The organism is Albidovulum inexpectatum (genome assembly GCF_002927635.1).
GTDB lineage: Bacteria > Pseudomonadota > Alphaproteobacteria > Rhodobacterales > Rhodobacteraceae > Albidovulum > Albidovulum inexpectatum.
Genome location: NZ_PRDS01000005.1, coordinates 24,060 through 35,733 on the forward strand (window position 1 = coordinate 24,060; position 11,674 = coordinate 35,733).

At 64.2% G+C, this 11,674-nt stretch carries 13 protein-coding genes and 1 tRNA gene; 4 read left to right on the forward strand and 10 right to left on the reverse strand.

All coding sequences use genetic code 11. The annotated features are described in order from the left end of the window. On the forward strand, positions 1 to 1,476 hold the full coding sequence (locus tag LV82_RS08760; protein ID WP_104070913.1) for an amino acid ABC transporter permease: 1,476 nt from the start codon (positions 1 to 3) through the stop codon (positions 1,474 to 1,476). Between the two features lie 10 nt (positions 1,477 to 1,486). After that, positions 1,487 to 2,281: an amino acid ABC transporter ATP-binding protein gene (locus LV82_RS08765; protein WP_104070914.1), complete on the forward strand. Its 795-nt coding sequence runs from the start codon at positions 1,487 to 1,489 to the stop codon at positions 2,279 to 2,281. A gap of 72 nt (positions 2,282 to 2,353) precedes the next feature. Here LV82_RS08765 and LV82_RS08770 read toward each other — a convergent pair whose 3' ends face one another. The 10 genes from LV82_RS08770 to rpmH all read right to left on the reverse strand — a co-directional run bounded on the left by LV82_RS08770 (position 2,354) and on the right by rpmH (position 9,740). Then, a complete protein-coding gene (locus LV82_RS08770; RefSeq protein WP_104070916.1) occupies positions 2,354 to 2,872 on the reverse strand; it encodes a SixA phosphatase family protein in 519 nt (172 codons plus the stop codon). Beyond that, positions 2,869 to 3,516 carry a ferredoxin gene (locus LV82_RS08775; RefSeq protein ID WP_425427745.1) on the reverse strand — a complete coding sequence of 216 codons (648 nt, stop codon included), beginning with the start codon at positions 3,514 to 3,516 and terminating at the stop codon, positions 2,869 to 2,871. Before LV82_RS08775 ends, LV82_RS08770 begins: the two co-directional genes overlap by 4 nt. Before the next feature lie 10 nt (positions 3,517 to 3,526). Further along, the gene (gene argB / locus LV82_RS08780) at positions 3,527 to 4,405 is read right to left on the reverse strand and encodes an acetylglutamate kinase (RefSeq protein WP_170063390.1); all 879 of its coding nucleotides are present in this window, start codon (positions 4,403 to 4,405) and stop codon (positions 3,527 to 3,529) included. Positions 4,406 to 4,486: 81 nt separating this feature from the next. Then, positions 4,487 to 5,137 (reverse strand): ribosome biogenesis GTP-binding protein YihA/YsxC, encoded by a 651-nt coding sequence (gene yihA / locus LV82_RS08785; RefSeq protein ID WP_104070920.1) that lies wholly within the window; start codon positions 5,135 to 5,137, stop codon positions 4,487 to 4,489. Beyond that, positions 5,134 to 5,889 (reverse strand): MOSC domain-containing protein, encoded by a 756-nt coding sequence (locus LV82_RS08790; RefSeq protein ID WP_104070921.1) that lies wholly within the window; start codon positions 5,887 to 5,889, stop codon positions 5,134 to 5,136. Before LV82_RS08790 ends, yihA begins: the two co-directional genes overlap by 4 nt. Next, the gene (gene yidC, locus LV82_RS08795) at positions 5,886 to 7,712 is read right to left on the reverse strand and encodes a membrane protein insertase YidC (RefSeq protein ID WP_104070923.1); all 1,827 of its coding nucleotides are present in this window, start codon (positions 7,710 to 7,712) and stop codon (positions 5,886 to 5,888) included. Before yidC ends, LV82_RS08790 begins: the two co-directional genes overlap by 4 nt. A 270-nt stretch (positions 7,713 to 7,982) precedes the next feature. Continuing rightward, on the reverse strand, positions 7,983 to 8,867 hold the full coding sequence (ttcA, locus tag LV82_RS08800; protein ID WP_104070924.1) for a tRNA 2-thiocytidine(32) synthetase TtcA: 885 nt from the start codon (positions 8,865 to 8,867) through the stop codon (positions 7,983 to 7,985). A 45-nt stretch (positions 8,868 to 8,912) separates the two neighbouring features. After that, on the reverse strand, positions 8,913 to 9,164 hold the full coding sequence (gene yidD, locus LV82_RS08805; protein ID WP_104070926.1) for a membrane protein insertion efficiency factor YidD: 252 nt from the start codon (positions 9,162 to 9,164) through the stop codon (positions 8,913 to 8,915). Next, a complete protein-coding gene (gene rnpA / locus LV82_RS08810; RefSeq protein WP_104070927.1) occupies positions 9,161 to 9,583 on the reverse strand; it encodes a ribonuclease P protein component in 423 nt (140 codons plus the stop codon). The genes yidD and rnpA overlap by 4 nt, the downstream gene beginning before the upstream one ends. 22 nt (positions 9,584 to 9,605) lie before the next feature. Next, positions 9,606 to 9,740, reverse strand: coding sequence for a 50S ribosomal protein L34 (rpmH, locus tag LV82_RS08815; protein WP_104070929.1), 135 nt, complete (start codon positions 9,738 to 9,740; stop codon positions 9,606 to 9,608). 291 nt (positions 9,741 to 10,031) lie between these two features. Here rpmH and LV82_RS08820 point away from each other — a divergent pair, with 291 nt between their 5' ends. Both LV82_RS08820 and LV82_RS08825 read left to right on the forward strand, forming a co-directional pair. Then, on the forward strand, positions 10,032 to 11,372 hold the full coding sequence (locus LV82_RS08820) for a sensor histidine kinase (protein ID WP_104071235.1): 1,341 nt from the start codon (positions 10,032 to 10,034) through the stop codon (positions 11,370 to 11,372). Positions 11,373 to 11,451: 79 nt separating this feature from the next. Continuing rightward, a tRNA-Arg gene (locus LV82_RS08825) sits at positions 11,452 to 11,528 on the forward strand. Positions 11,529 to 11,674: the final 146 nt, after the last annotated feature.

Consider the following 11,674-nt stretch of genomic DNA (forward strand, 5'->3'; position numbering starts at 1 on the left):
ATGTCCGATACGCACGCTCAAACCGAGTTGTTCGTCCGCCACGAGATGATCCCGCCCTCCGAGCCGCCGGCGCTGGAGACGGGTGCAATCAAGTGGCTGCGCGAAAACCTGTTTTCCGGTTGGCTGAACACGATCCTGACGATCCTTGGTCTTCTGGTCGTGTTCGGCCTGGCAAGGCTGTTCTTGCCGTGGTTCCTTCATGGGGTCTGGAACGCCAATTCTCTTGGCGAATGCCGCGAGATCATCGCCCAGACCTGGGGGCCGGATGCAAGCGGCGCCTGCTGGGCCATGATCCGCGAGCGCTGGAACCAGTTCATGTTCGGGTTCTATCCGCGGGAACTGTACTGGCGCCCGGTTCTGGCATTGCTGTTCCTGCTGGTCGGCCTTGCGCCGGTGCTTTACTCGGAACTGTCGTCCAAGCTTGTCGCGGCGGGTGCGGTGATTGCCGCGCTGATCGTGGTGCTGGCCTACAATTACGGCGTCTGGCTGCCGGTCGGCATGCTGGTGACCATCGCGGCGGTCAGCGCCATCCTTGACGCGCGCGGGGCGAAATGGCCGCGCAACCTTCTGTGGTTCTCGGCGCTCTATCCCGCGGTGGCCTTCTGGCTGCTCTGGGGCGGATCGGTCTGGCTTCCCTTCGTGGCGGTGCTGGGCTTTGTCCTGGGCTTCATCGTCATGCGGCTGGTCAGCGCGCAGCTTGGAGCGATCCTGGGGGCCTCGGCGGGTGCGGTGGCGGCCGTCCTGTGGTGGAGTTTCGGCGCAGGCCCGCTTGACGAGGCCCTGATCGGCATGACCGGGACGGCCAGACCATTCTGGCTTCAGACCGTGACGTCCGACCAGTTCGGAGGTTTCGTCCTGGCCTTCACGATCGGCGTGACGGGCATCGCGGCCTCGCTGCCGCTGGGCATCCTGCTGGCCCTGGGGCGGCGCTCGGACATGCCGCTGGTCAAGGTGATCAGCGTCGGTTTCATCGAGTTCATCCGTGGTGTGCCGCTGATCACGCTGCTGTTCGTGGCTTCGCTGCTGCTGAACTATTTCCTGCCGCCGGGGACGAATTTCGACATCATCCTGCGGGTCATCATCATGGTGACGCTGTTCGCAGCCGCCTATATCGCCGAGGTCATCCGTGGCGGTCTGGCTGCCCTGCCGCGCGGCCAGTACGAGGCCGCGGCCGCCCTGGGCCTCGACTACTGGAAGTCGATGCGACTGGTCATCCTGCCGCAGGCGCTCAAGATCTCGATCCCCGGGATTGTCTCGACCTTCATCGGATTGTTCAAGGATACGACGCTGGTCGTGTTCGTCGGACTGCTGGACCCGCTAAAGGGCATCACCGACGCCGTTCGGGCTGCGATCGAATGGAAGGGTATCTACTGGGAACCCTACCTGTTCGTCGGCTCAATCTTCTTCATCGTCTGCTTCAGCATGTCCCGGTACTCGATGTACCTGGAAAACAAGCTGAAGCGCGAACATCGTTAAGGAGTTTCCCATGTCGGATCCTCACGCCATCACGCGCGAAATCGACCGCAGCCACATGACGGTCAGCGACGAGGTCGCGATCCAGATCACCAACATGAACAAGTGGTATGGCGCGTTCCACGTGCTGCGCGACATCAACATGACCGTCTATCGCGGTGAACGGATCGTCATCTGCGGCCCGTCCGGTTCGGGCAAGTCCACGCTGATCCGCTGCATCAACCGGCTGGAGGAACACCAGCAGGGCCAGATCATCGTCGACGGAATCGAACTGACCTCGGACCTGAAGAACATCGACAAGGTGCGATCCGAGGTCGGGATGGTGTTCCAGCACTTCAACCTGTTCCCGCATCTGACCATCCTGGAAAACTGCACCCTGGCCCCGATCTGGGTTCGCAAGATCCCCAAGAAAGAGGCCGAGGAAATCGCAATGCACTTCCTCGAGAAGGTCAAGATTCCCGAACAGGCGCACAAGTATCCGGGGCAGCTCTCGGGCGGGCAGCAGCAGCGGGTCGCAATTGCCCGCGCGCTGTGCATGAAGCCCCGCATCATGCTGTTCGACGAGCCGACCTCGGCTCTGGACCCCGAGATGATCAAGGAAGTCCTGGACACCATGATCGAGCTGGCCGAAGAGGGCATGACGATGCTGTGCGTGACCCACGAGATGGGCTTTGCCCAGGCCGTGGCGAACCGCGTCGTCTTCATGGACCAGGGCCAGATCGTCGAGCAGAACGAGCCGAAGGAATTCTTCAACAATCCGCAAAGCGATCGGACGAAGCTGTTCCTGAGCCAGATTCTGGGTCACTGAAACAAGCGAGCGGCCCCGGGGTTCACGGGGCCGCCTTTTTCCTTTGTTTTCTTTTTGTCCGAAGGCGAACGTTCAGCCCCGGTTCGCGGGAACGAAGAAATCCCGCGCAGCGCCCGCACCCGGTGCGACGTCGTTCCAGTCATCGATCAGGAAATCGACAACCAGCGTCGCGGCGGTCGGATAGCGGCGAAAATCGGGGTGCGCGGGCGGGGTTGCGGGCAGAAGGCCGGCAAGCTCGGCAATACCGGGATTGTGCCCGATCAGCATCACGCTGTCGCCTGTCGCAGACCGCAGGGCGGCCAGCATCTGTTCGGGCCCGGCCATGTAGAGTTCCTGCATGAAGCGAATCGTGGGCATGATCTGCAGCGGGGCAGCCATGACATGCGCCCAGGTCTCACGCGTTCGCCGCGCAGCCGAGCAAAGAACCTCATCCGGCTCGTAGCCGCGCGAGTCCAGCCATTCGCCAAGTTCAAGAGCCGCGATGCGCCCACGTGTATTCAGGGGACGATCGAAGTCCGCGGTGGCGGGATCGTCCCACGAGGATTTTGCGTGTCGCGTGAGGATGAGGCGTTTCTGGCCGGGGGGCATCATGGATGAAAGAGCCTCATGTGATAGGCGGATTGTTCGGGCAGCCTGCCATAGGCAGCCGATAGCGGGCAAGCCCTGCGTGTGGCGCAACCAAGGTTCATGCAGCCTTCGCCCGCGGGCTGGTCAAGTAATGCGTGGCATTCGGAAAGGTCATAGCCGTGATCGTTCAGCGCGCCGACCGGGCAGGCCGTCAGACAGGGCTTGTCCGGGCAGGCGGCGCAGGGATGGGCACAAGACGGCGCCGGCAGCTCCAGCTTCTCACGCAGGCCAAGCGCGCCGCGATAAGACACCATCAACCCTGCGCGGTCGTGTACCAGAAGCTGCACCGGCGATGCCCAGGCCCGACCGCTGCGCAATGCCCAGCGATAGAACGGATGCCTTGGTGGCCCGCCGAATGGCAGAAAGATGCGCGCTTCCAGCGGCTCGGCAAGTTCTCGCAGGGCGCGTGCCGACCAGCGGTCGATGGGATCGGGCTGGCCGTCCAGCCATTCCGGCTGCGCCTTCAGATGCGCCCAGAAGCCCGGCTCGCGCGGCCCCAGAAGGACAAGGGTGCCGATGTCGGGAAGATCGTCGTCCGGGCCGGGGTTGAAGGCGCCAAAGACCTCCAGCGCGTGATGCGCTGCTCGCGCGGCCAGCGAGGCGAGGATCGCCATTGCACTATTGGTCGCGCGGCCTGACCCGCGGCGGGCTGGAGCGAATGATCGATCCCGCGCCATGATCCGTGAACAGCTCCAGCAGGCAGGCATTCGGCTGCCGGCCATCCAGTATCACGGCGGCGCGAACGCCATTTTCGACCGCCTGCAGCGCGGTTTCCACCTTGGGGATCATTCCGCCCGATATGGTGCCATCCGCGATCATCGCACGCACTTCCTCGGGGCTGAGCTGGGTGACGACCTCTCCATCCTTGTTCTTGACGCCGGGCACGTCGGTCAACAGCAGAAGTCGGTCGGCTTTCAGCGCCGCGGCTATGGCGCCGGCGGCCGTGTCACCATTGACGTTGTAGGTTTCGTTGGCGTTCATCCCCGTGGCGACCGGGGCAACGACGGGGATGATGCCGGCTGCGAACAGGTCACGCAGGACCTGCACGTTCATTTCGACCGGCCGGCCGACGAAGCCAAGATCGGGATCATCGGCGACGCAGACCATCAGGTCGTCATCCTTCCCGGACAGACCCACCGCGCGGCCGCCTTCATCCATGATCGCCTGAACGATCCGCTTGTTCACCAGCCCGGTCAGCACCATCTCGACAACCTCGACGGTCGCCTTGTCTGTGATGCGCTTGCCGTTCAGGAATTCCGACTTGATTCCCAGCCGTTTCAGAAGGTCGTTGATCATCGGGCCGCCGCCATGGACGACGACCGGGTTCACACCAACCTGTCGCATCAGCACGATGTCGCGCGCAAATTCCGCCATGGCCTTTTCATCACCCATGGCGTTTCCGCCGAACTTCACGACGACAATGGCGCCGGCATAGCGTTGCAGATAGGGCAGGGCCTCGGACAGGGTCTTGGCGGTGGCAATCCAGTCACGATTCATGTCTTGGGTTCTCATGTGCGGACCAGGGATTGATGGCTGGAGCACAGTCGTAACCGCTACCGCCCGCGCTGGAAAGGGCCTTCAGGCCATTCCGGCGATGATCGCGCGCAAAGTGGGGATGCCGATTCCCTTCTCGGACGAGGTCACGACGATCTCGGGATAGGCGGCGGGGTGCTTCTGCAATGCGACGCGAACCTGCTCCAGGATCCGGGCCTGATCGGCGGCCTTCACCTTGTCGGCCTTGGTCATCACGATCTGGAACGTGACGGCCGACTTGTCCAGAAGGGACAGGATCTCTTCGTCCGCCTTCTTGATCCCGTGGCGCATGTCGATCAGCACGAAGGCTCGCCGCAGCGTCTGGCGCCCGGCCAGATAGGCGCGCAAGAGCGCCTGCCAGCGCGCAACGACGGCGGGCGGCGCCTCGGCATAGCCATAGCCGGGAAGGTCGACGATATAGTGACTGTCGCCGGCAGTGAAATAGTTGATCTCTTGCGTGCGTCCGGGCGTATTCGATGCCCGCGCAAGCGATTTCCGTCCGGTCAGCGCGTTGATGAGACTTGATTTCCCGACATTCGACCGGCCGGCGAAACACACCTCGACACGATCGGCCGGTGGCAGGCCGTCCATCGCGACCACGCCTTTCAGGAACTCGACGGGCCCCGCGAACAGAAGGCGTCCGCGCTCACGCGCCAGATCGTCCGGCTCGGGGGCAACGGGAAAGGGAATGGTCATGCCAGTATCTCGACCTTGTCTCGGACGCGGATTTCGCCGCTTTCGATCACCTTGGCATAAAGGCCGAAAACGGCTTCGCCATGCAATGCCTTCAGCCCGCCCAGCGTGTCCAGATCGCGCTGCCCGGTGTGCGGATTGGCAGCCGTCGCCAGACAACGCACGATCGGCTCGACGATCTGCAGCACGGCATCCCCGATGCGGAGGTGGCGCCCGATCCAGTCGCGCTCGGCCCAGGGCGTGGGCGCGTCCAGCCACAGATTGGCGCGCCAGCGCAGCGGCGAGATCTCGGCCCCAAAGTGATCGCCCAGGGCCCGATTGGATGCCAGCGAAATGATCGAGACAGAAGGGTAATCGGTATCCGTCACGCCTCTTCCGGGCAGGGCATGCACCCCGACTGGCCTTGCCCGGTCCGCCGGACAGAGCGGAAGAACCCAGTCGATGAAACGGGCAACATCGCGTTCATCCTCGGGGGCGAAGGTGATGGCGGGCCGTTCGGGATGGGTCAGGGTCAGCTGGCCGCGTGGTTCGTCCAGGCTTGCCTCGATGGCCATGAGCGCGGGGGCCTTGGCCCCGCGCGAGAAGTTCGAACAGGCGGCCCATTCCCCCGGCCGCAGCCGCGCGGCTTCGTGCGCGACGGCCCATCGACGGTCCCAGGGCATGGCCTGTCCCTGCAGCAGCTGGACGCGAGGCAATGCCTCGCGTCCATGGGACTTGAGCGGGTAGCGATGGATCTCGGCAAGGACCGCCGTCATTTCGATGCCGGTTTGCCGCGCGACCGCCCACTGCGGATATTGCCAAACAGATCAGGCCGTTTCCCGTGCATGGTCATGATCGCGTATTGCTGGATAAAGGTGATCACGTTGTTCGTGATCCAGTACAGGACCAGCCCGGACGCAAAACCGCCCAGCATGAACATGAACACCCATGGCATCCAGGCAAAGATCATCTGCTGCGCGGGGTCGGTGGGCGCCGGGTTCAGCTTTTGCTGCAGCCACATGCTGATGCCCAGAAGGATTGGCAGGATGCCAAGCGAGAAGATGAACAGGATCGACCCCGGTTCGGGCGTACCCCATGGCAGCAGGCCGAACAGGTTCAGGATCGAGCTGGGATCAGGCGCGGACAGGTCCTTGATCCAGCCGATCCACGGCGCGTGATACAGTTCGATCGTGACGTAGATGACCTTGTACAGCGAGAAGAAGATCGGGATCTGCAACAGGATCGGCAAGCAGCCCGAGGCCGGGTTGACCTTGTGCTTGCGATACAGCTCCATGATGCCCTGCTGAAGCTTCTGGCGGTCGTCGCCGGCTGCTTCCTTCAGCTTCTCCATCTCGGGCTGGAGTTCCTTCATCTTTGCCATGGACACGTAGGATTTCCGTGCCAGCGGGAACAGCAGCGCCTTGATGATGAAGGTCAGCGCGATGATCGCCCAGCCCATGTTGCCGATCGTGGCATGCAGCCAGTGCAGCAAGCGGAAGATCGGCTTGGTCAGGAAGAAGAACCAGCCCCAGTCGATCGAGTCCTCGAAGCCGGCAATACCCAGATTGTCCTGATAGGCCTTGATGACCTCCCATTCCTTGGCGCCGGCAAAAATGCGCATCGAGGTCCGGGCCGTTTCGCCCGCCGCGATCTGCATCGGGGGCTGGCGGGCCTCGGTCTGGTAGATGTCGGCGGTGGGGACATATTTGACAACGGCCGTGAATGGCTGGCCCGGCTCGGGGATCAGCGTCGTCATCCAGTATTTGTCGGTAAAGCCGATCCAGCCTTCTTCGTTGACCGTGATCTTTTCGGTTGGCCCGCCTTCGCGCGGATCCACGTCCAGATCGGGGATCTTGTCGTATTTGATTTCGGTCAGCTTCCCATCGGCATGTCCGACGACGCCTTCGTGCAGGACATAGATGCGCTGGCTGTCGGGAATGCCGTGGCGCGCGACGATGTTGTAGGGTGCCAGGCTGACCGTGACGTCGCCGCGGTTTTCGACCGTCTGGGTGATGGTGAACATGTAATTCTCATCGACCGAGATCACGCGGCGGAAGATCAGGCCCTGACCATTGTCCCAGACCAGGGTCACGGGGCTGGCGGGGGTCAGCTTGTCGCCGGATTCCACCGACCAGAGTGTGCGCGGGTCTGGAACGGCCATGTCGGGGGCGTCGACGGGCAGCCAGCCCTGGACGACATAGTAAGGCCTGTCGGCGTTCAGATCGCCCGAACCAACCGGGGCAAGCAGGCGGACATTCGGCGCGTCTTCGTCCAGCGACACCTTGTAGTCGTCCAGCAGCAGGTCATCGATCCGTCCGCCACGCAACGAGATCGAGCCGGTCAGCCGCGGCGTGTCGATCTCGACGCGCGGGGCGATCTCGGCCACGGGCTGTTCGGTCTGAGCCGCGGCGGGCTGGGTCGCTGGCGCATCGGTGGCCAGCGTCGGCACCGTCGGGGTGCTTGCGCCCTCTGTCTGCGCCGCAACCGGTGCATTCGGATCGACCGCCGTTTCGGGTGGCGGGAAAAGGGTGAACCACAAAAGGATCACCAGAAACGACAAGACCGTCGCCAGGATGAGATTCTTGTTCTGATCGTCCATGATCGCGCCACCATTCTCGCTGTCCGAGATGACGGTGGTTCAACAGAACGGGCACCGAAAGGTCAAGCGCTTTTCCCCGATGGCCAATGATGCGTGGCGTAGCCGTGCGGCCCGTTCGCGACCTGGGCCCTGGCTGGTGGCGCGCTTTCAGGGGGTGTTTCGGCGCTCTGTCCCCGAGGGGCATGGCGGCCCCATAGTGCAAGGGGCAACGCTTCGTGCGTCGGCGCAAGTCCGAAACAGGGAGGAACCCGCCGCCGAAGCGGGCAGGGGTCAGTCCAGCGTGTCGCGCAGGCGCGGGGGCTGAATTGCACCCATATCGTCCGCGCAAGCCGGGCGTGGCGTGAGCCCGGCAAAGTCGAACAGACGGGGGTCCAGAAGGTGCGAAGGGCGCGCGTTCATCAGCGCGCGGAACATCACCTGACGGCGGCCCGGGCTGCGGGCCTCCCACTGGTCCAGGATCTGCTTGACCTGCTGGCGCTGCAGGCCCTCCTGGCTGCCGCACAGGTCGCAGGGGATGATCGGGTAATCCATCGCGCGGGCAAAGCGTTCGCAATCGGCCTCGGCCACAAAGGCCAATGGTCGCAGGACCAGCAAGTCGCCATCTTCGTTCAGCAGTTTCGGCGGCATCGTCGCCAGCCGCCCGCCGTGGAAGAGGTTCATGAAGAAGGTTTCAAGTATGTCGTCGCGATGGTGGCCAAGCACGACCGCCGAGCAGCCCTCTTCGCGCGCAATGCGGTACAGGTTGCCCCGACGCAGGCGCGAACACAGGCTGCAATAGGTCCGGCCCTGCGGGATCTTTTCGGTCACGATGGAATAGGTGTCGGCATATTCGATGCGATGCGGCACGCCCATCCGCGACAGGAATTCCGGCAGGACGGTAGCGGGAAAGCCGGGCTGACCCTGGTCCAGATTGCAGGCCAGCAGATCGACCGGCAGCAGGCCGCGCCATTTCAGCTCGTGCAGGATGGCCAGAAGCGTGTAGCTGTCCTTGCCGCCAGACAGACAGACCAGCCAGCGCGCGCCGGGTTCGACCATGCCATAGGTTTCGATCGCCTCGCGCGTCTGACGCACGATCCGCTTGCGGAGCTTGCGAAACTCTGTCGTCGTGGGCGCACCCTGGAACAGCGGGTGGATCTCTTCGGCGTCATCCAGCATGAGGCTGCGATACCTGATACTTGGCGCTCTCACAAGCGCGGGGGGTTAGCGATGATCGGTCCGGGTCGCGCCGGGGCGCGGCGGCACCGGGTCGTGGCCCGATCCGCCCCAGGGATGGCAGCGCAGGATGCGCCGCGCGGCAAGCCACGATCCACGGATCGCGCCATGTTTTTCCAGCGCCTCCAGCGCGTAGGCCGAGCAGGTCGGCTGGTACCGGCAGCCATGCCCGACCCAGGGGCTGAGGATGAGGCGATAGGCGCGCACGGGCAGGGCGAGCAGGTGGGCAAGCGGGCTCATTGCGGGGACTCATGAATGCGGCGCAGGGCCCGGATCAGGTCCTCGCGCATGGCCGCGAAGTCGCGCGTGACGGTCGCACCGGGGCGGCCGACAAGGACGTAATCCCAGCCCGGGCGCCCAAGCTGGGGCAGGATCTCGCGCGCCAGGGCCCGAAGGCGGCGTTTCGCGCGGTTGCGGGTGACGGCGTTTCCCACCTTGCGCGAACATGTGAATCCCACGCGGATCGCGGATGGGTCAGGCTCGTCCGATGCGCGCCGTCGCGCCTGAAGCAGGAAACCTGGCATCCCGCGGCGCTGGGCCCGCGCGGCCTTCAGGAAATCCGAACGCCGCTTGATGACCTCGAGGCGAACGGAAACCGCCGGGGGCATGTCCGTGCCCCGGCCATTCTGGCCTTGCACGGGTGCCTCCGGCGGTGTCATTCCGTAACGTGTGCGGTCGGGATCAGGCCGACAGACGCTTGCGGCCCCGGGCGCGGCGAGCGTTCAGGATCTTGCGGCCGGCCTTGGTCGCCATGCGCGCACGGAATCCGTGCCGGCGGGCACGCACGAGGTTCGACGGTTGAAAGGTGCGCTTCATCGCATCAACTCCGGTACTGCGGCCCGAAACCTGCCTTGGATTCGAAGGCCGTCCTTATTCGAAGCCCGGCTATTAGACGCGTGCGGGCCGCAAGTCAACCAACCGGCGCCATTTTTTGCCGGGCATGGCGCATGTCACGGTCGCGGCGCGGTTTGAACCGGCGGCGCGAATGTCTATCTTGGGCAGGCGCACGAGGCAGCGGTGGCAGGGAGTATCCGTGTGAAACTGTTTGGAGTCAGCTTTTTCAGGACCTTGTCGGGCCGGTTCCTTGTGCTGACGGTGGTGTTCGTGATGCTGGCCGAGGTGATGATCTTCGTGCCTTCGGTCGCGCGGTTCCGGCAGGATTACATCATGTCCCGGCTCGAGCGGGCGCAGATCGCCTCGCTGGCCCTGCTGGCCACCGATGGGATGATCGATCCCCAGCTGGAAAGCGAGCTTCTGGCCAATGCCGAGGTCTATAACGTCGTGCTGCGGCGTGACGAGGTTCGCCAGCTTGTCCTGTCATCGCCGATTCCCGCGCCGATCCATCGCACATATGACATGCGAGACCCGTCGGCCTGGGAATTGATTCGCGATGCGATCGCGTGCCTTCTGGACCCGCAGGAGCGGATCATTCGGGTGATCGGCGCGCCGGTCCGAGAGGCGGGGCTGCTGATCGAGATCACGATGAGCACCGCGCCCCTGCGCGCGGCGATGATCGAATACGGTCTGCGGATCCTTGCCCTCTCGGCCCTGATCTCGGTCGTGACGGCGGCGCTGCTGTTTCTTGCGGTGCGCAGGTTGCTGGTCGCGCCCATCCGCCGCGTCGTCGCCCACATGACGGCCTATGCCGAAGCACCGGAAGACGTCCGTCGCGTGATCGAGCCCAGATCCGACATCCTTGAGGTGCGCGAGGCCGAGGAAGCCTTGCGCAGCCTGCAGCAACAGCTGACCGCGGCGCTGCGACAGCGCGAGCGTCTGGCCCAGCTGGGCGGCGCGGTGGCGCGTATCAGCCACGATCTGCGCAATATCCTGACCAGCGCCCAGCTTTTCGCGGACCGGATGGAGGCCAGCGCCGACCCCGCCGTTCAACGTGCCGCGCCAAAGCTCGTCTCGTCGATCAGCCGTGCCGTCACCCTGTGCGAATCCACGCTGGCCTTTGGCAAGGCCGAAGAGCCGCCCCCCCGCCTGACGCGGTTCCTGCTTGCCCCATTGATCGCCGAAGTGGTGGAAAGCGAGCAGATGGCAGCGGGGCAGAACGTGAGATTCGTCATCGATGTGCCTAAGACACTGTCGATTCGGGCCGACCACGAACAGTTGCATCGGGTTCTGACGAATCTGGTGCGCAACGCCCGTCAGGCGATCGAGGCGACCGGGCGCGCGGGAACCATCACGATCAGCGCGGGGGAAGAGGATGAAGGCTGGTGGATCCGCATCCAGGACACCGGACCCGGCCTGCCCATGCGCGTGCGCGAGCACCTGTTCGAGCCGTTCCAGTCCGGTTCGCGCAAGGGCGGCGCGGGCCTGGGGCTGGCGATCGCGGCCGAGCTGGTCCGGGGCCATGGCGGGCGGCTGGAACTGGCACGCAGTGACGAAAGCGGCACCGAGTTCGTTCTGCACCTGCCGCGCGATCTGGGGGCGGGAGACGGCTGACGCCGGCGCGGGCGATGACGAAAAAATCTGCAGATTGGCTCTTGCATCCCCCGGCGCGTGAAGCTAAATGCCACCGCACGCACCCGTAGCTCAGCTGGATAGAGCACCAGACTACGAATCTGGGGGTCGGGAGTTCGAATCTTCCCGGGTGCGCCATTCCCCCCTTGATTTTGCAAGCTGGCCAGAACAGGCGGTTCGTTTGTCCTCCTGTGCCCGATCATGTGCCGTCAGGCCGTTTTTGCGCGGCTTCCTTGTGGCAGCTGTCTGACACCGATCAAGGCCGACTTCCCGATCATGCGTCA